This window comes from Coraliomargarita algicola (genome assembly GCF_033878955.1).
Taxonomy (GTDB): domain Bacteria; phylum Verrucomicrobiota; class Verrucomicrobiia; order Opitutales; family Coraliomargaritaceae; genus Thalassobacterium; species Thalassobacterium algicola.
The window spans coordinates 5,053,104-5,075,152 of sequence record NZ_CP138858.1 but is presented as its reverse complement, the minus strand read 5'-3'; the positions used below and the strand labels follow the sequence as shown (position 1 = coordinate 5,075,152).

At 51.0% G+C, this 22,049-nt stretch carries 12 protein-coding genes; 11 read left to right on the top strand and 1 reads right to left on the bottom strand.

The window, feature by feature from the left end; genetic code table 11:
• The first annotated feature begins 14 nt into the window (after positions 1-14).
• The 11 genes from SH580_RS20725 (at position 15) to SH580_RS20675 (ending at position 19,823) form a co-directional block, all read left to right on the top strand.
• Positions 15-3,395 carry a sugar-binding protein gene (locus SH580_RS20725; RefSeq protein ID WP_319832721.1) on the top strand — a complete coding sequence of 1,127 codons (3,381 nt, stop codon included), beginning with the start codon at positions 15-17 and terminating at the stop codon, positions 3,393-3,395.
• Positions 3,396-3,606: 211 nt separating this feature from the next.
• Positions 3,607-7,488: a hypothetical protein gene (locus SH580_RS20720; RefSeq protein WP_319832720.1), complete on the top strand. Its 3,882-nt coding sequence runs from the start codon at positions 3,607-3,609 to the stop codon at positions 7,486-7,488.
• Positions 7,485-8,180, top strand: coding sequence for a hypothetical protein (locus SH580_RS20715; RefSeq protein ID WP_319832719.1), 696 nt, complete (start codon positions 7,485-7,487; stop codon positions 8,178-8,180). Before SH580_RS20720 ends, SH580_RS20715 begins: the two co-directional genes overlap by 4 nt.
• Before the next feature lie 32 nt (positions 8,181-8,212).
• Positions 8,213-10,534: a GH36-type glycosyl hydrolase domain-containing protein gene (locus tag SH580_RS20710; protein ID WP_319832718.1), complete on the top strand. Its 2,322-nt coding sequence runs from the start codon at positions 8,213-8,215 to the stop codon at positions 10,532-10,534.
• A 51-nt stretch (positions 10,535-10,585) separates the two neighbouring features.
• A complete protein-coding gene (locus SH580_RS20705; protein WP_319832717.1) occupies positions 10,586-11,521 on the top strand; it encodes a tetratricopeptide repeat protein in 936 nt (311 codons plus the stop codon).
• Positions 11,518-13,344 (top strand): ABC transporter substrate-binding protein, encoded by a 1,827-nt coding sequence (locus tag SH580_RS20700; RefSeq protein ID WP_319832716.1) that lies wholly within the window; start codon positions 11,518-11,520, stop codon positions 13,342-13,344. Before SH580_RS20705 ends, SH580_RS20700 begins: the two co-directional genes overlap by 4 nt.
• A gap of 26 nt (positions 13,345-13,370) precedes the next feature.
• Positions 13,371-14,849 (top strand): carbohydrate ABC transporter permease, encoded by a 1,479-nt coding sequence (locus tag SH580_RS20695; protein WP_319832715.1) that lies wholly within the window; start codon positions 13,371-13,373, stop codon positions 14,847-14,849.
• Positions 14,850-14,868: 19 nt separating this feature from the next.
• Complete coding sequence (locus SH580_RS20690) at positions 14,869-15,705, top strand: carbohydrate ABC transporter permease (protein WP_319832714.1); 837 nt, start codon at positions 14,869-14,871, stop codon at positions 15,703-15,705.
• Between the two features lie 59 nt (positions 15,706-15,764).
• Positions 15,765-16,901, top strand: a complete 1,137-nt coding sequence (locus SH580_RS20685) for an ABC transporter ATP-binding protein (RefSeq protein ID WP_319832713.1) — start codon at positions 15,765-15,767, stop codon at positions 16,899-16,901.
• 73 nt (positions 16,902-16,974) lie between these two features.
• Complete coding sequence (locus SH580_RS20680; RefSeq protein WP_319832712.1) at positions 16,975-19,668, top strand: DOMON domain-containing protein; 2,694 nt, start codon at positions 16,975-16,977, stop codon at positions 19,666-19,668.
• Positions 19,669-19,688: 20 nt separating this feature from the next.
• Positions 19,689-19,823, top strand: a complete 135-nt coding sequence (locus SH580_RS20675; RefSeq protein WP_319832711.1) for a hypothetical protein — start codon at positions 19,689-19,691, stop codon at positions 19,821-19,823.
• A 373-nt stretch (positions 19,824-20,196) separates the two neighbouring features.
• On the opposite strand, the gene SH580_RS20670 is transcribed toward SH580_RS20675, so the two are convergent.
• A complete protein-coding gene (locus SH580_RS20670; protein ID WP_319832710.1) occupies positions 20,197-21,741 on the bottom strand; it encodes a glycoside hydrolase family 43 protein in 1,545 nt (514 codons plus the stop codon).
• Positions 21,742-22,049 lie beyond the last annotated feature (308 nt).

Below are 22,049 nucleotides of genomic sequence, written 5' to 3'. Positions count from 1 at the left end.
TAGAAATCAAGAATATGAAAAGTTTATCCCCTCCCCAAAGAAAACGATTCCCGGGCGCGATGCTTGCATGTGCTCTGGTCGCATGCGGACTGACAGCGCAGTTGAACGCGCAAGTCAGCACCAAGGTTGTGACTACATTTGCTCCACAAGACTGGACGACCAGCTCGGATAATCGAGCTCCGGCAGACTATGTTGCCTTGGACGATTCAGGCATGGAAGCGCAGATCGCCTATTCCGGCAAAGGCTTCGAATACCATCGTATGGCGGCAAAAAATCCGATCAGCATTCCCGGTAAACTAAAGACAGTTCAAGTTCAAATTCATATGAGCAACCCCGGGGCTGGTACCAAACTTACGTTGATCGATGCTTATGGCGGATGGCACAACATCGACTTCCCAAAGTTTGCATCGGAGAGCTGGGAAACCGTGACGATCCCGGTGCCGGACGACCTAGCTCAGCCTGCGACAATCCACAGCTTCCAGTTTCACAACTGGGGCACGCGGAAGCAGAAAACTGATGTGCGCGTCGGGCTCAAGAGCATCGCGGTGGAAACCGACCTCACCTACGCAGATCCAATGACTGGCCGTTATCTCGATTGGAAACCGGACCCATCCGGCAAGAAAAAAGACACCGAAGCGCCAGCGACCCCACTCTTCTCAGCGGACTTCAGCTCGACCGCTCCCGGCCACTTCTTCGCCGGCACCGATGCCGAGCTAATCCTCAACATCCGCAACTGGCGTCCAAATCCAGCTCAAGTTAAAGCCACGGTCACCGTAACTGACATCCATGGTGAGAATATCTTCACAAAAACCATCGAGCAAAGGGTCGATGCCAGCGAGCAATTCAAATGGTCACCTCCGGTCGAACTCTACGGACCACACCGCGCCGAAGTTCAAATTGAAAATGCCGGCTTCCCGTCAGCAGAAGCTTACTTAATCTTCGCCGAAGGCCCCAAGCCACACGACCTCACTGAGTCCGAGAAAATGGCTTCACCCTATGGCATGAATGTGCATGGCGGCCAAGGACTCTTCATCACCCCTTTCCGCAATGCCGGAATCATTTGGTTTCGTGATTATGCCTTTAATTTCGAATGGCTGGAACGCGCGAAGCAAAACAGCCGTAACTTCAGTGGTTGGCCCGGTTATCCCGGTATCGTGCAGACCTATAAGGATGCTGGCGCGATGGTGTTACCTGTCCTCGCCCACTCGATCCCCCGACCGGAAATCGTGAATGGTCATGTGGAAGGCAACACCCCGCCGAGCCGTCCCTGGGTCGCACACTTAGCCGAAGTTTTGGATGGATTTCCCCAATTCAAATACTGGGAGCTGGACAACGAATATGCCCTCGAACCAGAAATCCGCGAAGCCGAGAAGAAGCTCAACTGGGCTCACTACGAGAGCTATCATAAGGCCTTCGGCGATGCCGTTAAATTACTCGGCTTTGGCGAATTGAAAGCCGTCGAAAACGGCCGCGCAGGAATCTTCCCGGACCTCCTTGAGAAGGCGGTCAAGAATGGCTCCTTTGAAAATATCAACGTGGTCAACATCCACCACTATGCGGGAGTGGATACACCTGAATTGAACGTCAAGAACTACAACACCGGAGGCCTCGGACGTGGAGCCGACCTGTTGTTCGATAAACTACGCGATGTCGTGGCTGCTGCCCATGCCGACGGCAAAGAGCGCGAAGCCTTTATCACCGAATTCGGATGGGATACCGCTGCCGGACAAGTCGTCAGCATCGAGCAACAAGCCGCCTACGCGCCGCGCTCTTATATGATGTTTGCCGCAGCCGGTATGGATAAAGCATTCTGGTATTGGCACTTCGACTCCTCCACTCCGATGAGGTTCTTCGACGCCTGCGGATTGATGACCGCTCGCCGTGAGCCCAAACCATCTCTCTGCACTGTGGCAGGGATCACCCACCTGCTTCCGAGCCTCGATTATGTAGGAACCTTCAATTTCGGCCCCGGAACTGAGGGTTATGTCTTCAAGGAGAATGGACAATATATCGCAGCAGCCTTCAGGATCCTAGATGGTGACAAGCCAATCGAAGTCGATTTTGGTGCTGACGTGCAACTCTACGATGCTTACGCGAATCCACTCCAAGGCACTCAAGCCACGCTGGACATCGCTCCGATCTACGCGGACGGCTTGAAACCGGATTCGGCAATCATGCGCCAAGCCGCTTATTCCATCGATTCACACCGTTTCATGGCCACTGTCGCTAATGAAGCCTCGGACATCGTTGTGCGTGTCAACAACCTTAGTGGCCAAAACAAGCAAGTGACTTTGAAACCCGTTCTACCTTCCGGCTGGAAGAATCAACAAGACAGCTTCAGCTATACCGCATCCGCATACAGCGATGACACGATTACAATCCCATTCAAAGCCGCGGCCGATGCAAAGGCTGGCTTTCAGCCACTGAGTGTCGAGGTGGTCGAAGACGGCAAAGCGCTGACCACACTCTACCTCCGCGCCAATGTGCTCGAACCTTACGTTTTGACGGTAGGCGGCATGCCGAACACAGAAGGCAAGGTTGAGGTCGTCGCCACAGTGATCAATCAAACCAACTCGGTGAAAACACCAAGCATCGCCCTTTCGCTACCAAGTGGATGGCATGCACTGACCGAAGATGGCAGCATAGATATTCTACAGCCTCAAGAAACACGCGAGATCCCATTGGAATTCGAGTGGAGTAACGGAGCCAAATTAGACCGTCTGCCTCAAGTGACACTACAGGATGCAGAATTTAAAATTACGCAGTCCATCATTCCTCCATTCAAGGCAATCCGTAAGCTAGAGGGATCCGGATGGTTCAAGGGCGATACGACTCAATGGCCGGAGGCAAATAAACTGCCCGAGTGGATCGTTGGATCCATCTTTGGCGAGCCGCTCACCAACATCTGGATGGGCTGGAGCGGAAAAGGCCTATGGATTGGCGTCGACGTCAAGGCATCAAAAGTTCAAGTCACGGGTCCACGCTCCTTCTGGCAAGCCGACTCGCTTGAGCTCTTCATTGACGCACAGAATGATAAAACCGCCACCAGCTTTGGTCCCGGCGATCATCAGTTCTGGGCAGTCGCGCAACCCGAGGAAGACTGCGTCTACCTTGGAGAGTGGAAACGCAGCGATGAGATCGAAGAGACCCGCTACGACATTCCACTCAGCTACTCAGCGTCGAAACGCACGGAAGATGGCTATACTATGGAATTCATCATTCCGTGGTCGGAAATTCGCGGATTTACTCCAAGGGCAGGCAAAGACCTAGGCCTCAACTTTAACCTTAACGTGAAAGGGATTGAAGGTTCACGCGAAGTCTACTGGCCACGCGTAAAAACAAAGGGCATCATCGGCCAACCCAAGTTCTGGGGCACCGTGGAACTCAGCCAATAGAACTAGGTATTCCATGCAATGAAAGTTACGGTTTCCCGCGCGCAGCCATCGCCGTGCGTGGGAAGCCTAGCATTTATATTGACCAATTTGAAAAGAATACTAAAACGTTATACCCACTTTCCACTATTACCTGTAAACCTACGTTTCGATGATAGGATTCAAACTAGAATTACATTTCCGTGAAACCATTGACGTAAACTAAAGCCCCCCAATGAAATTCAATTCGCACACAACTCTGCTTGTCCCCAGAACAAATCCACACACGCCGAATGGCTTCGCTCTGGTAGTGGCACTCTCGCTGATGGCTTTCGTGTTACTGCTACTCCTTAGCATTGTGACATTTATCAAAGTGGAACAAGCGAATTCCGCTCAAACCAAAACAGTCACTCTAGCGCGCCAGAATGCAATCATCGGCCTCCAAGTCGCATTGGGCAATTTACAAAAACAGTTGGGAGCGGATCAACGCATTAGTGCCTCCGCCCAGATGTTGGATAAAACACTACCTGACAATGCCCCAACCAGCAACTGGACAGGTGTATGGGACACCAAAGAATTCAATGACGATGGCAGTAACAACCCAAATTATGGCAGTAACTTGGGTTGGTTAATCTCAGGATATGACACTATAGATTATGCGGACACCATGCCATCGATCAGCAACCCATTGAAAGCAGATGGCACGCCCCAGAATCCGGACACACACGTGGTCTTGGTAGGCGGCGGCACAGTCGACCCCGCCAACGTTGATGATTTCGTAGCCGCTCAAAAAGTCGCAGTCGCCCAGAAGGGCGAATATGCCTACTGGGTAGCAGACGAAGGTCGTAAAGCAGACATCAACCTCTCCAGTCGCGCGGAAAGGGGCGAGAATCTATATCCTGGGGTCAGCGAGGATGTCCGAACGCGGCTGGAACTCAGCGCCCCACCTCGCAACAATGCCAGCGCCCTTGCAGGACTTGAGACATTCAATCTGGAGAATAATCAGTCTTTGGCCAACGACTTGGAATTAACCAGTAACGCGAGAAATCTGATACTGACCGACCCAAGTTTGAACGGCAACAACAGCCTGTGGCGCGATGCACTCCAGCAGAACTTCCACAATATCAGTTTCAATACAGTTACCCTTCAGACCAATACACGAGAGGGCGGGCTCAAAAAAGATCTCAGCCTACTCTTCGAAATGAAGGACGACGACTTTGCCCGCACACCATACAGTGGTGAGACCAGCGAACCTGAGTTCAGTAACTGGGAGCGACTGCCACCTACAGATGGCACAGACTATATCGACCCGGTAACGAATGATCAAGTCAGCTACCTATTTAAAGAGCCGGTTCCAGAACGTGGTGCTGCGGCCTTCCTTCGAGGCCCGACTTGGCACAAATTACGTGACTTCTACCGTTCATACAAAGGTGTTACAGAGAATGATGCTCAACCTACAGTGGCCATGCGCCCCTTCGGACCATCGGCAAAAGATCTCGGTAATAATGGCGGAGAGAAAGGCTACTATTGGACGCTGGAGGCCGACATGGGTGGCGATGTAAAAGCAAAGCCCAACGATAATTATGTGAATACGACCGTCACAACTAAAACCGGTCACACCGGCGAAAAAGTCACTCGTCTCACCGAGAACGCAATCATGCCAGTAATGAATCGGGTGATCTATGTGTTCTCACTTTACGCCGACTCCAACGTACCTGAATATAAATACGTGGCTGAAGACGAACTGCTTTCTGGCGGGGACACCGCTCCCGCTGGTGGCGAGTTTGAGGCAACCGGAGGAACCACCAATGCCATCTCACTTGTCATCGAACCGATTGTCTGCCTTTGGAACCCCTACAACGTAGCCATTGAATTCAAAGGTGGAATCAAGATTCAAACCGATGGCGCATTCGGCTATTTGTTCTCACTGGCTCCCACTTCATTAACGAGCCAAGGAAAACACTTGCCGAGCTATCAAGCCAGTGGGGGGAACGGAGCAGCCTTCAACGACCTAGACAAAGATATCCTTTCGGTGCCACAAATAACTTGTGAGCTAGCAGCAATGAAGCGAGTCATGCAAAACGGATATTTCGGCTCTATCGACCTGATTATTGGTGATAAAAACAGCACAATTAAACTGGAACCCGGTGAAGTGCATTTCTTCACAGACCCGAATTCAAGCCCCACCCCCTTCTCGAATTTAATAAACGTCCCGGATGACAACACAGGAGCGATTCAACTTACGTCAGGTCTAAACAAAAAAGGAGGCATCATCCTCGGACGTCGCAACAATAACTTTAACGATCCGGCGAATAATAGCATCATCCACCAAATTTCCACGAATGACGCCACGCCAATGGAACTCAATTTCTTACCCTGGACCGGCTTTTCGAAAAGTAATTGGGGCGACCTCACATGGAGAACAAGTTCAAATTTCACGACTACCATGGCCTACGTGCCGGAGAGCGAGTTGAGTTCGGGAGGTAGCCTGAAAAAGACAGACACTACCCTTCAAAATATCTTCATTGGACTCACTGGACCAAAGAAAAATAACACGGTGCAACCCTTGCACCATCTCCTCTATGGTGAAGATGGGACAGCGGGACCATTCCCATTACTCGTTAATCCTTCGGCCATCACTTCGTATCCGAACAAAAAGATGCCCTTCCTCTATATCGGATCTTATCAAAATCCGGTTTTACCCAATCTAGATTTAGTCCCTTCCCCCTCTGAGTTTATCGGCAGTATGTCTCCTTTTTCCGGAAATGTGGATGCTCAGTTTTCTCACGGCGTCAACTCGACTCCGTATTCTTACCAAATGGGACCAATGAGCAACTACACCGACATTCAGGGGTTGAACGACCGTGGCTTTTTCGGAGAAGGTTACTCCTCCGCTTCCGAATCACACATCGTCGTTTCGGAGATCCCCACCTACCCCTTGCGCTCTTTGGCATCCATGCAGCATGTCCACATTGCGGACTCTGCGTATATGCCAGGTCAAGCCATCGGGAACTCGTGGCCGAACGGAGCCATACAACTAAATAAAACTGTCGGTGTCAGCGGCGCACGCTATACACAATACGATCTCTCATATTTAGCAAACGAAGCTATTTTTGATGATTACTTCTTTTCCTCGCTCACCCCAAATATGAATCTGACCAGCGATGTCACTGAAATCGACGACCCGCCAACAACCCTCGCCAACATCGTCGAAACTGCTAACAATACACAGAGCCTGCCCGAACTCAGCAACGAGCGCTTTCGCTACATTGGACCGGCTAGTGCAGTTGACAGCGCGCCTAATGCGGCATCTACCACGCAGTTCGTCCAGGATCTAAGCAACATTGACGGCTTTAGCAAAACGGCTGCTTATTTCGGAGTCAAAGGTGGATTTAACGTCAACAGCCTCTCGGTCGATGCCTGGGATGCATTCCTCGCATCCACGTTGGGAATCGATTACACTTATCTCGACCCCTTGACCGGATATGCCACCGAGATTAACGACGATTTAACAATTTTCCCCCGCGCGACACTCCCAAATGGCTCGAGCTCTGAATCATGGCGTGGCCCCAAAGGCCTCGACGTGACGCAACGCCGCGCCTTAGCACAGGCCATTGTCGACGAAATCAAAGAGCGAGGCCCATTTTTATCACTCGCTGAATTCGTTAACCGCAAGCTGGAATTGACCGAAAACGGTAAGAAAGGAGTGATTCAAGCGGCCATCGACTCACTCGATGTCAATGATGCATTCCTCTATGAAGAGGCCTACATGGACGCGAAAAACAACTATTTCAAGAAAGAGAACGTCACGGCAAAAACAGGCGTTGGTCTCCCACAATACCTGACCCAGGCTGATGTGCTCACTCCTTTAGCACCTTACTTGAGCGCTCGCTCGGATACCTTTGTGATTCGCTCCTACGGAAGCGCCAAAAACAACGGAAAAGTCGACGCTGAAGCGGTACTCGAAGCCGTCGTATACCGCGTTCCGAAGTTTGTGGAAGGTGAATCCGACGCCGCACATATTCAGCCCTCACGACTCAGTAGTGAAATCAACAAGCAGTTCGGCCGCCGCTTCGTAGTCGTTTCAACCCGCTGGCTCAGCAAAGACGAAATATGAAATTATTAAAACTAATCAGCATTCCCCTGTTAGTCTTGTTCGGCAACTCCCTTTGGGCACAGCAAAAAGGAGAAGACATACAACTCAAGTTCCGAGCACTTGCCGTTAATTACCCATTGCTTTCAGGTGTCTACCTAACACCAACCGGCGGCGAACCGATCCGCATCTACTCCAACTCACGAACAGAGTGGATTAATTACAACGGTCCAAATCCAATTACCTTTTACGCACAGAAATCCGCTGCCGATGGCGCTTCAGAACGGATCCCGATTGCGTCTTTTGACGCAATTAATGCCCCCAAAGATCCACTACTTGTTTTCTCTAGGAAAAATTCGGAAGAAATGAACTACAACATCGGTGTAGTCAGCGACAACGTTAGCGATGCGCCTTCTGGCAGTTACCGAATCTTCAATTTTACGCAGAAGCAAATAGCGGGCATGATCGATGACCAAAGGTTTTTACTCGCTCCAAAGGCGTCTGCCTTTGCCATAATCTCAAATCCTAAGAACTTCGAAGTCACGGTGCAACTGGCAGAAAATGATCAAGGCAAGGCAAAGCGCCTCTATGCCTCGACATGGACTTTTTCCGACAACTTTAGGTATCTGGTCTTCATCCTCCCAACCGACGACCGCACACGCGGTAATATCGACATACGCCTGATCCCTGACCTCATACGCAAATCAGTTCATTAACTGATAAATAGTATTAAAAATATTAAAATCCAATGAGTCATCTAGCAGAAGCACCCAGTTCAAAAACTGAACGCAGTAAAATCCAAGTCGATCAATGGGGACATTTTAATCTGTCCACTAACGAGTTCGTAATGGAAACCCCCTTCACTCCGCGACCGTGGAAGAACATTCTTTGGAATCAGCAATACAACACTCAGCCGACCCAAGCTAGTGGCGGTGTGAGTTACAAGCGAGATCATGATGGTAGCATCATTCTACTGAACTGGACCGGGGAGAAATACTTCTACCTTAAAAACACTCAAACCGGAGAAGTCTTTAGCCCAAGCGTCGCACCGATTAGTAACAAGTCGTTTGAGCATTTTGAATACAAGATCGGTCTATCCTATAGCCTGACAAAAATCCGTCAGTGTGGACTCGAAGTCACGGTCACGCAATCGACCGACCATACGCGCCCCAGGGAATACTTTGAACTGGAACTGAAAAACCTACGAGCCAGCGAGCAAACCTGGCGAGTGGTCTTTTTCTCCGACATCGACCTAGCAGTCGGCAAGGGCAAATTCGGATCTACCGATCGTTTTGAAGCCACGCACACAGCCGACAAGCGACGCCTGATCACCCGAAACTTGCTCGACACAAAGGGTGATCATGTGGCCTATCTCGAATGCAGTGCTCCCTTTCAAGGTTGGGCCTTCGACAAAGAGTGCTTCACTGGAACGATCGGCTCCATCGCACGTCCGGATGCAGTGCTTGAAGACTGGCCATCCACGCAAAACTCAATCGAGTCTCCCATCCTCTCGGGGTACCTCGACTACACGATTCCCTCCAATGAAGCCTGCAAAACATCCTTCACCCTAGGGCTCTCTGACACCTCCAATCAGGACATGCAGACCATGCCGCTCACCACGGCGAAGGACATCAAAATTTCGCGAAAAAAACAACAGGCTCGCTTCGAATCGACTTATGATTCGCTGGAAGTCTCTACACCAGATGATGAGTTTGATTTGTTTGTGAACACGTGGATCAAACACCAGTTGCACTATTGTGCTTTCTGGAATCGTGGTTGGGCCAAAGGCTTCCGCGACAGCAATCAAGACGCCTGGGCCTTCACTCTGCTCAAACCAGAATATTCGAAGAAGATGATTCTAGACTGCCTGGAATATCAATACAGCGATGGACGCACTGTGCGGAAATGGGCACCGATTGATCGCGACGCCTACAACGATGGTGGCACCTGGTTAATTTTTGCGACGCATGCCTATCTGGCCGAAACCGGCGATTTGGCAGCACTTGATATTGAAGCGGCTTTCTTCGAATCGGAAGAAACCGGCACACTCTATGAACATCTTCGCCGCTGTGTCGACTACCTGTGGAAAACGCGTGGAGACCGCGGGCTCTGCCTCATGCCCTACGGCGACTGGAATGACCGTCTCACCGGCCCGGGTAAGGATGGCAAAGGACAAAGCGTCTGGACAACCATGGCGATGGCCGAATCACTACGTAAGATGGAGCTCATCGCGAAGCAGTGCGAATACCATGATGACGAAAAAGAATTCGCTGAGAAAACTCGTAACATCACGGCAATACTTCGCAAGGAGGCCTGGAATGGTGAGTGGTATTCAAGAGCATTCACCGACGCTGGCGATCCCGTCGGAGCACCGAAGTGCACAGAAGGTTCAATCTACCTTCTTCCGCAGGCATGGAGTATCATCGCGGGGATCGCAACGGAGGATCAATACCCGAAACTGATCGAGGCAGTCGAAAACAAACTCCAGATCGTCCACGGCTTCCGTCTACTCACTCCGCCCTATCGAGCTTTCAACCCAAGTATAGGTCACCTAAGCGCCGCTCAACCCGGTCGCCTTGAAAACGGCGGAAATTATTGCCACGGGTCCATGTTTATGACCTACGCCCTAAGCTTGGCAGGCCAGCGAGGTAAAGCGATGAATGCTCTCAAAAGCACATTCCCGACCAACCCGAAAAATCCACCCTCGGTCTCAAGACAAGAGCCGTATTCGTTGACCAATTCCTACGCATCACCCGAAGCTGGTGAAACATCTGGTCGCTCCTACTTCTCGTGGCGAACAGGTGCTGCTGGATGGGCACTGCGCTGTTCAGTCGAAGGAGTTATGGGGGTCGTCGCCACTCTTGAAGGCCTGACCGTGCAAGGCACACTACCGGTAGACAACTGGGAGGAGGCATCCCTCGTTCGCAGGTTCCGAGGCAAAAAGATTCGCATCGAATGGAACAAGACAGGGTTCGTCTCACGTAGCCTAAATGGCACACCTATCGACGACATCCCTATAGATGATACTTTGCTCAAGGAGTCCGAGAATCTTCTTCAGATTACCTTCTAGCCACTTATACGGCTCCCTCACTTGGTATCACATCCAAACATTTTACCGTCCATGCCACTGATTGTTCTCCCGTCCCGCTTACAAAATACGAAAATAGCCCTGCCCGTTTTCGCGAGTATTTTGGCGCTTTGCCATCTGACTGGCTGCAACGACAGCTCTCAATCACAAGAGGACACGGTCGAGGCGGGCTTTGAGGCACTCAAATATTACGACTATAATTTAGCGGAGACTAAGTTCAACCAAGCGCAGTCCGACTTATCACCAGACGACCAGGAATGGACAAAGATTACTTTTTCTGCCGCGATCGCGTCATGGCACAGTAGCCCACCAAGCGGCACTTCGATCGACCATGCACAGTCACTTTTCGAGGAGATAGTTGAAAAATCCGAAGATGCTCAGGTCGTCGCGATGGCAAAAGTCAACTTAGCCCGCATCGCCGAGGTCGCCGACTTTCCCAACGACACGGTAGACTTGGCCAAAGCACAGTCGCTCTATGAGGAGGTCATGACGTCCGCCGAAGGCACAGATATCGCAGCAGAAGCGACCATGCGTCTCGCACAAACACACGTGCAATCACTGACAGAAGATGGTGTTCAAAGAGCCATTTCACTCCTGGAAAACTTCCTGAAAAACAATCCTGACTCGGCTTGGCAGAGCGTTGCCGCTCAATACCTTGGCGACCTATATTTCGAACGCCTAGCAGATCCAGCCGCTGCCCTCAAAGCCTACCAAATCGCAGAAGCAGCCGGTTTCGCCAACGATACAAAGGCTCACATCTACATCTGGCGCATGTCTAGATTTGCCAGACTCGCAGGCGATCAACGTCTCTCTGCAGAATACTGCAAACAGCTCGTGGAAAACTTCCCCCGCAGCCAATATGGCTGGGTCGCGGTCAAATCCATCAAGGAATATAACGAGGCACACCCCGAAAATGCCATGGCTGTTCCGTCTATTCAAAATGCGTTCCGAGGAGCTCCTGAACAATGAAATTTCGTCTTAACTATATCGCCTTTGCGATTCTTGGTGTCGCCTACTTCCTAAGCGCTGGCCGTTTCTTAATCATCTCCATGAATGGAGGCGATGGAGAGAACCCGGACAGTAAAGTGATACGAGTCGCGCACTGGCAGCTCGAGCCTGGCTACCGTGAGGCCATGCAGTGGGCCATGGATCAATACATGAAGTTGCCCAAGGTGAAAGAAGCGGGTATCACTGTTGAGCAAGTCCCTATCAATCAGGGCATCTACAATCAGTTTATGAACGTGCACCTGATCAGTGGCACTGCTCCTGACATCGCAGCACGCAACGATCAAGTCATCAAAAGTGGCAACACCGCTCGCTTCTACTCGGCGATGGACTCCTACATCAGCCAACCCAATCCCTATAACGCCCCAGAATATCTCTCCGAAGAATTAGAGCCGAGCTTAGTCGAATATCTCAGCGAGTCCCCTTGGATCAGTTCTGCGGTGGATGGTATGTTCGGCGGGTATGACGAAATCCTCGATGGCTATTACGGCATCCCTGTGAGCACCTTCGGTGGTGGTTGCCTCTTTTACAACGATCAGATCCTAAGAAAGGTTAAAGCCTTCATTCAGGAAGAAATCGTCAAAGACCCCCAGCCAGAGTGGCTCACAGAGCTCTGGATTGATCGCTCCGGCGAAGAAGAAACCGGCTACCTTCCGGATGACCAAAGATTACGTGATTGGCTAAAACAAGCGAATGAGCCGCCGACATCTTTAGGAAAGCTCATGTTCTACTGCCGGGCAGTTCAAGTCTATGCGGAAAAGTATGCCCCGCTCATCGTCCCGATGTCTGTCGGTAAATACGGTGGTAACAACATCTCCTTTACCTATGAACCAATCTTCCTCTCCCACTTTGATCCAACAATCGAAGGTCCTATTGGAAGCGGTATTGATGGCTTTGAAACTGCCTTCACTTGGTCCAACAAAACGTGGTCTTTTGATGACCGTCCGCTCAAAGAATATTTCAAATTCACCACACAACTCACTAGCTTTTTCCCCGAAGGCTTTCTCGGCTTAGACCGCGAACAAACTATGCGCCGATTCATCTTGGGCAAAGCAGCCATGATCTCCTCAGGGGGATGGGATGCGGCAAGTATCTTTATGGGAGCAGGCAACCGCGATGAGGAATCAGAACGCTTCATCCCGATCACCCGCATCGCACCGATGCCAGTAAAAGGTGAGCGCTGGGACGACCTCTTGCCGTATCGCGTTTCTTCCGCCAACTTCCAATCGGCGGTTGCGCTTAGCGTCAACAACACCTCCCCCAACTTTGATTGGGCGGTCGACTTCCTTCGCTTTGTCACCTCTCAGCCCATCAATGAAGAGCTGAATGAACGGGCGGGCTGGCTACCGGCCACCGTCGGCGCTGAAACTGTTGAGCAAATGCGACCCTTTATTCCAAGATCGGAAGGTATCCCCCGCAATATGTCCATCTCCTTTGGTGGCGCAACCGCAGCGATGCGCCGTGAGTGGGTCACACAGTCCTTGTTAGCGATGTCTGGCGATATCTCTTATGATGACTTCAAGAATCGCATGGAAGGTATTTTGAGTGACCCCATCCGTGGCATGCGCGGATACTGGATTAGCAAATTAACCGACATTAAAGACCAATCGCGTGCCTTAGATCGGATGGTATCCAGTCTCGAATACCGGTCCTACTTCAAAGAGGACACCAAAGCACAGAAGAAGTTGAAGTCACTCTTCTACAAATCACTCAATGATGACGAAGGTGTGCAACTAGAATGGCTGTGGGAGAATACTTATCCCGATGAGCCCTACCCCTCTAATTAAAATTTAGCCGACCTCCCATGCAGAATATGTCCGATTCAAATCAGGCGCCCACGAAAAAGGCGGCGTTCTTACGGTGGCTCCCTCGTGCCAAATTATACCTTGCTCTGTATGCACTGTGCTTGCCCACAGTGGTTTCACTGGCGATCTTCAGCTACTATCCGAAAATCGACGTGTTCATCATGTCGTTCTTTCGCTGGCAACCGCCCACGGTCCAAGAATTCGTCGGCTTTAAAAATTTTATCGAAGCCTTTGCCGATCCTCAGTTCTGGAGCTCCTTCAAACTGGTCGGGATCCTTCTGGTCGCCAACTTAATCAAGCTCTGGCCCGGCATCTTCGCAGCCATCGCGCTCCACCGTCTTTTCAATGACAAGATGCGCTACTTTTTCCAAGTGTGCTTCGTGGTGCCGATGATCGTGCCCATGATGGTTTGGCTATTAATCTGGAAAAGTTTTTATGACCCCGAGTTCGGTTTGCTGAATCGCTTCCTCAATCTTACGGGAGGCATGAAACTCCTCGACTGGATGGACTCTGCGATGCCCGCACTGGCCTTAAAATTGCAGCCGGTAGTCCAAGGAGTCATCAACCCCGTATTCGGGGGTATCGCAGGTCTCATCCTGCTCGGTGGTCTCATAATGGTCGCAGGTTACCGCAAGGATCGCTCGCCGGCACGCTGGGGTGACTATGCCTACATTATCGCAGGTGCATTGATTCTTCCGATTTTCATGGCACTGCCGATCAGTCTCGTTCCAATGACGCTGCTCTGCCTATTGATCATCTACATCGTCTGGATGGTTTTGCTAGCGCGTCGATTGGGTAAATCCTGGATCGCTTGGCCCCTCTTGTTACTCGCGGGCACTGCCGTCTTTAGTGGTGCTTTATTACGCTACTCAATCGCATTGATCGTCGCTTTTACGGTCTTTGAAATCGTCCGTGCTCGATGGGACTTCTTTACCGGCGGTCCAGTTGTTCGCCGTATCGGACTCGGTGTTTTAAGTGTCGGCATAGGCTTCGTCGTTTTCGGCGCTCTTTGGACCGAGCCCCTCCTTCAATTCAAATCTGGCACTCCAGCATGGCTGGGTAGTTCTGAACTCGTGGTCCCTGCTTTAATTTTCTGGGGCTTCCCATGGGTCGGCACCGTCGGCGTGCTCATCTATCTCTCCGGGCTGCAAGGCATCTCTCAAGATGTCTACGAAGCAGCGGAGCTTGATGGCGTTGGCCCGATTGACATGCTCTTCCGTATCGAGCTGCCACTGATTATGACTCAGGTCCGAATCAATCTGATCTTTATGACCATCGGCACACTCACCGCCTACGAAATTTTCCTCATTCTACTCGGGCCGGAAGGTGGCCCCGGCAATAAGGGCATGGTGCCGGGGCTGTATATGTTCAGCTCCGCCTTTGCCGAAGGCCGATTCGGATACGCCTGCGCACTGGGCATGGTTCTCTTTGTGATCATCCTGATCCTGACCATCATCTATCAACGCTACGTCAAAGTAGATAAGTAATACCCCAAGGATTTTCATTATGCCCAGAAAAGTCACAAAATTAGGTGAAGGCTTGAAGATCAGTTATCTGAGCTTCGTTCTCTTCTTCGCATTCGTGCCCTTGTTCGTCATGCTCGTGGTTAGCTTCAAGTCAAACGACCAATACATGGCCAACCCATGGTTCTTTGATGCACCCAGCTCATGGAATTGGCAAAACTGGGCCATCGCATGGGATACGGTAAAAGGCTACATCGCGAATTCTCTCTTCGTCTCGGTCACTGGCACCTTCGTCACACTGGTCATCGTGCTTTGCTGTAGTTATGCCATCGCGCGCTTCGACTTCCCAGGTAAGAATATTATCTTCTACATGGTCATGGCGACCATGTTCCTCCCGGGAACCGTTGCTGCACTGGTCACTCTCTTTGACCTAATCGGCAAAATGAACTTAATGAACAGCCTCTGGGCACTCGTGCTCATGGCCTCCGTCGGCGGTCAGGTCGCCGGCGTCTTCATTCTGCGTAACTTCATTGAGGACATTCCGAAAGAACTCTTCGAATCCGCACAACTCGACGGCGCCGGACACCTCCAGCAGATCCGTCACATCATCGTCCCTCTCTCCGCATCGATAATTTCGGTAACCTGCATCATGGATTTCCTCGCATCTTGGAACAATGTGATCTTCCCACTACTCATTTTGCGCGATGATCAATTGCTCACCATTCCCGTCGGCTTGTTCCGAATGGATGGCGAATACGTCAAGCAATACGGCGAAATGATGGCCGCCTACTCGATTTCATCCATCCCTCTCCTAATCATCTTCATCTTTTCGATGCGCCTCTTCGTCAAAGGCCTCTCCGCCGGCGCAGTCAAAGGCTAGTCGCCTGGGGCTCGAACGCACTTCAAACTTCTTATTTCCAACTTCAAACTTCTCATCCTATGGCCAGCGTAACCATCAGCAAACTCGATAAAACTTACAGTCCCGGCAAGAAGGATCAATTCCGTGCCGTCAAGGGGATCGACCTCGAAATCCGAGACAAAGAATTCATGGTGCTGGTCGGTCCGTCCGGCTGTGGTAAGTCCACCACTCTGCGCATGATCGCCGGTCTGGAAGAGATCACTGGCGGCACGCTCAAGATCGGTGAGCAAATCATGAACGATGTGGAGCCAAAGAACCGTGGCATCGCCATGGTGTTCCAGAACTACGCGCTCTACCCGCACATGACTCTTTTCGACAACATGGCTTTCGGCCTAAAGTTAAAGAAAGTGCCGCGCGATGAGATCAAGAAGCGCGTCGATGACGCCGCAGAAACCCTCGGCCTCACTTCGATGCTCGACCGTAAGCCTAAGGCACTCTCCGGTGGACAACGTCAGCGTGTCGCGGTTGGCCGCGCCATTGTCCGTAACCCGGATGTCTTCCTCTTCGACGAACCGCTCTCTAATCTCGACGCGAAAATGCGTGTGCAGATGCGCGCGGAAATCAGCAAGCTACATACCCGCTTGGATGCGACGATGATCTATGTCACCCACGACCAAGTCGAGGCCATGACCATGGGCGATCGCATCTGCGTCATGAAGGACGGCAACATCATGCAAGTGGATGAGCCGCTGAATATTTATAACAAGCCGGCGAATGTGTTCACCGCAGGCTTCATCGGTTCGCCTCCCATGAATTTCTTCAACGGCCTCATCACGAAAAATGACGGCAAGCTAGGCTTCGCAAGTCATGGAACTGAAGGCCATAAAATGGAAGTCCTAATTGGAGGAAGACTCACTGAACTCGCTGAACCACGTGTCGGTAAAGAAATCATTTTTGGAATTCGCCCGGAAGGGATGGAAGTTTCGGATACGATTTCAGAATCCAGCATTCAGGCACTCGTCGAACACGCAGAACCGATGGGCGCCGAAACCATGCTCTACCTTTCTACGAAAAGTAATGACAGCTTTATCGCAAAAGTCGCGGGTCACTATAATTACAAGATCGGTGCACACCTCCATCTGACTCTCAATATGGATGAGGCGCATCTCTTCGATGCGGAAACTGAAGACAGTTTGCTGTTTCCCTATAAGGCTTAAGTCCAAATACGAGCACGAAGCGGCTCTTACGTCGTTATTTCGCCACTATCTCTAATCCGCTCAAATACACCTCATGCCGAACCGACTCAAACGCTTCGTCAGCCTCAGTTGTGGACTGGCACTACTCCTCGCCCCTATTTCCGCGCAGGCAGAGTTGTTGCGTGTGCATACGGACGCCCATGACGGCTTGGTCGTTGGTGGTAAAAGCACACGCCTGAATATCGATTTAGATACGCGTGAACTCGATCCAGGCAACTACACCATAACTAGCGAACGAACCGACCGGTTCGGCAGTCAGCACGCACTAGAGCCAATCACTCTAACCATTGAATCTGGACAGGATGAATGGACCACATCCATCGATTGGGCCCCAAGCTACTACGGGAGAGAACGCTATCACATCCGACTTTCGAATACCGAAAGTGGCGAGCAACTCGTAGCTGACTCCGTCGATTTGGTCAATACTGTCAAGCTGCCTAAGTTGTCTGATGCGGAACGAATGTCCTCTCCCATCGGGATCAATGTCGGCGTGGCCGTCCATTGGGAAACTCTATCCAAAATGGGCATCCACTGGGCCCGTGACTACACTTGGTATCATTTTGCCGAACGTGACATCGCACCTGACTGCCAATCTTACAGATACATCAAGCAAAACGCAGACAGCTTTGGCATCGAAATCCTGCCGGTGATACAAAAGACCTACCGCAGACCGGATTTAATGTATTTCACCGATCAAGTGGACCGGATTCGTGACGACTACACATACTTGAGCAACAGCTTTCCTGAAATTGTTTATTGGGAATTGGATAATGAAGCCGACTTAAAACATCCGGACACCTCCACGCCGGAGTATGCGCGATGGTTTGAAAGCTATCTAAACTACATTGAAGCTGCCGCCGAGGGACTCAAAGCGGCAGGACACAATGCCAAGGTGGCGCTGAACGGCGAAGCCGGCATCTGGCCAGACCGCGCCCAGCAATACATCGATCTACTCAATGAGGATTTCTCTGTCGTCAATTATCACTTTTATACCGGCCCCGTCTCTCCTGAAATCGCCGAAAAAGACTTCAACACCGGCGGCGAGAAACGACCTCAAACCATTTCCTTTCTGGATAATATGCGCCGCATCAACTCGGTCGCGCACGCAGGAGGCAACGAAGCCTGGCTGACCGAGATCGGCTGGTCCGCAGAACGTGGCCCTGCCGTCGGCACACTTTTACAATGCGCCTATCTTCAACGCATCTACCTTCTGGCGCATTGGGCGAACACTGAAAAAGTCTTCTGGTTCTGGGATCGTGATCTCCCTGGCGATGGACGCTTTAGCGACAATGGACTCCTTTCAAATGGACAGGCACAAGCTTCTGGAGCCGCCATGGCCATGGTCTCCAAAATGACCGCACGGGCCGAATACTTGGGGTCGATTGACTTAGGCTACGACAACTGGGGTCTAGTGTTTCTGCAACCAAACGGTGATTACACCATAGCCGCATGGACAATGTCCGATAGCGCCCCGCTCCCCGAAGCCCTACAGTCGGCAAAAGCTGCTTACGGTATGTTCGGCAACCCACTCTCGATGCAGCAGTTGAGTGCCGAGCCGGCATACTTCGAATTAGAATCACTTCCAAGCGCTTGGACCGAACATTTGAACTTTGAGTGGATCAGTCCGACCCTTTTAAACGTATCCCAAGCAGGTGAGGTAGAAATCCAAATCACCGGTGCTGTTGCTGACACTCTCGCGTGGGACCAATTACCTGAAGGCGTCACATTCTCTGCTTGGACTTTTAACGAAGCGGGATACACCGTCGCCACACTACAACTACCCGAGTCCATAGCTCAGGGCAGATACCCAATATCCCTATCTTCAAAGGGACAAAGCAGCGATAAAGTCATTTGGGCCACCTTAGTCGTCCGTCAGGGATTGGAAATCCGCTCGGATGCTTTCATGCTCAACGAACCGGCACGGGTGCAGGTGCTCTCCATGCTCAACCAGCCCATCGAGCTGTCGCTGACAGCCGAGTCCGGAAAATTGAGTCAACAGACCATCCAACTCGCCCCCAATCAAACTGCAGAAATTCAGTTCACCGCGTCCGAGAGCTCATCTCCACTTGAGCTCACAGTCCAACTCGCCAACGGCGCAGTGCTGACACACACTCTGCGCCCGGCAAAACTTCAAATCCCATATGCCGCAGAGATACAGATAGACGGCTCACTGGAAGACTGGAGCACTCAAGGTCAGTTGAATGCCGACCACTTTCTCGTCAATGGCTCAAAAGGCTTGTTCGTGCAAAACCTGCGTGCCGCTTGGTCGGAGCAAGGCCTCTATCTCGCCCTTCAGATGGATATGGGCGACGATTTCCGCTTTAGTTTGAGTCCAACCAAGTTCTGGGAGGCTCCCGGTTTAGAGTGCTTTGTCCAACTACCAGGACAAGGTTCACACCAGCTCTGGTTCACACCGACAAGAGATGCATCAGGCAACATCGATCTCTATGCCGGAGAATGGGCGAATCAGGCAGCCGCGATTGAAATCACTTACGATGATGACCGCTGCGAACGTGCCGCATCGGTTCAGGGCAACACACTTGTCATTGAAGTGCTGATACCAACCACCGTTCTAGGCGATCACTTAAAAGGACTGTCCGCGATACGTTTTGCCGCCAACGCCAAACTCGCGATCCCCCTCTCTCCCAAGACGCTCAACAGCTGGCCCAACCCGTTCGGACACAAACCGGAATACTGGGGCACACTTGAATTACTACCGAAGCATTAACCTTTTTAAACACCGAATATATGCATCCCTATTTAGATTCAAATCTCTCCACTGAAGAAAGACAGAAAGACCTGCTTCCGCGCATGACGCTGGAAGAGAAGATTGGCCAGCTCTGCATGATGGCCAATAACGGGGAGATGGCGCTTCTCAACTGATTTAGCCACATGCCTCGATCGGATTCCATTGTGAGCGTGCCACAGATGAGCCTAAACATTCCAGTAATCTCAGGTTCTATTCTGTGCGACGGATGGATCTGCGCATCTACGTGAGAGACATCGCGTTGTGCGAGTCTTGAAGCACGTAGCAAACAGGAACAGGGTTTCACACGGAGGCACAAGGACACGGAGCTTGGGATGAGTGCAGTCCCAATGACCTACCTTGGAATACAGATGAACCTGACTCTTCCAATATTCTAAGTTCAGTTCAGTGCGGTGGATGAGCCTTCGTGTCTCCGCGCCTCCGTGTGAGAAATAGCGTCGTGCGAGTCACCCCGATGAATGACGATAAGCCTTATTATTTAGAGTCAACTCATTCACTGCAGCCCACCTGCAGAACACGCCCAGTCGCACCCGTTTCTCCGATGCAGTAGATCCCGGCAAAAAGTCCGCCATAGCCTCCGATGAGCTCCGTCGAAATATTACGTGACGCACCACGCCCCACTTCTTGCCAATCGCCGGCGGCTGTTTGCACCGAGAAGATGAATCGGCTCGCATCGCCCGCAGTCCATTCGTCCGGACTATCCTGAAGTTTCATCTGTAAATGATAGCTTTCCTGCTTTGGGAGCACCACTTCAGTCACTTTTTCCAAATCAAGCACACGCTGCGTCAATCGCACAATCGCCGAACCATCCGCAGCTTCACGAACTCCTAAGCTATAGTAGCCAAATGCTTCCATGAACGCAGTAAGGCCCACTTCCGTGTCGGAACTCTCCAGCTGAATCTCACAATGGTAAGTCGCCTGCGGCTGCGTCATCCGTGCGCCAACCCATGCTTTTTTCTCCGACACCGCTAAAGTGCTCGTCTGCGCGATCAGTTGGAGACCGGTCTCCCCCTCCTTGAGAGAATAGACCTCGCGATATGCCCGGCCAATTGTGACCCAACGGTGATGCAATCCAGTCTTGTCGTCGAAATTATCTTCCCAAGCATGCAAGGCTTTAGAAGCGTCTAAGGAAAGTTGAATCGGTTGATTCTCATTCACCACAGGCCAGCCATCTTCATCCCAACGCACTGGAGCAATGAAGGTTTCACGTCCCAAAAGATGCACGGGGGGATAGCCCTGTGGGCGCACTGCGAGAAAAACGATCCACCAATTGCCGTCTGCATCATCAAAGAGATCGCCATGACCGACATGCTGAATCGGTGATTCCACACCGCAATGTGTCAGTATTGGATTGTGTGGACAGTGATCCCATGGTCCCCAAACAGACTTAGATCGACCGATCGATACACGGTGATTCGATTCAGTGCCACCTTCCGCAGTCATCAAATACCAATAGTCACCCTTCTGATACACATGGGGTGCTTCCACCGCCCTATCTCCATATCCAGCAGCAATATATTTCCGCGGTGTGAGTCCCTCCCCAGTCTTTGGATCGATCTCAAATTGAATGATCCCCTGTGGCTCATTATGCCGTCCATCGGCAGTTGACTGAAAGAGCACAGTCCCGTCCTCCAAAAAAGTGAGCGATGGATCGATACCACCACGATGCGCCTCATCGATCCAGAACGGGTCCGACCATTCGCCTGCAGGATCTTCAGCCGTGACGAAGAAATGCCCCTTATGCCCAAGCAGCGTGGTCACCATATAAAAAGTGCCATTGTGATAGCGCAATGAAGGCGCAAAAATCCCGGCATTCCCCAGTTTCTGATGGGGAACGCACGACAATTGCTCGGGGCGGGAAAGGATATGACGCACGAACTCCCAGTGATTCAAATCCTCACTGCGATACAGCGGAACTCCCGGAAACTGACCAAAACTGCTCGTTGCCAGATAGAAATATTTACCAACACGGCATACAGTCGGGTCCGGATGCATACCAGCCAGAATGGGGTTTGATGAATTAACATTTGCCATGTGAATCAAAAGGTTCGGGGTTCTTAATAAGAATCAATTATCGGATAATAATGGCACTTTAGGAATACGTTATACAACATCAACAAATAAAATTATAATTACATGCTGAAGGTCCACTTTTTGAATTCAAACTAAATCGAGGAGCTATAAGCGCGATAAAACAGGCAATTAAATAGGGACGATAACCTACTTCAAAGAACTCCATGTTAGTTAAATATAAATTCCTAGCAACTAAGTATTTTACGTTTGACCTAACAGAAGCTTTCAAGCTATATCGTTATAGCTCTTATAATTATTATACTCTCGTG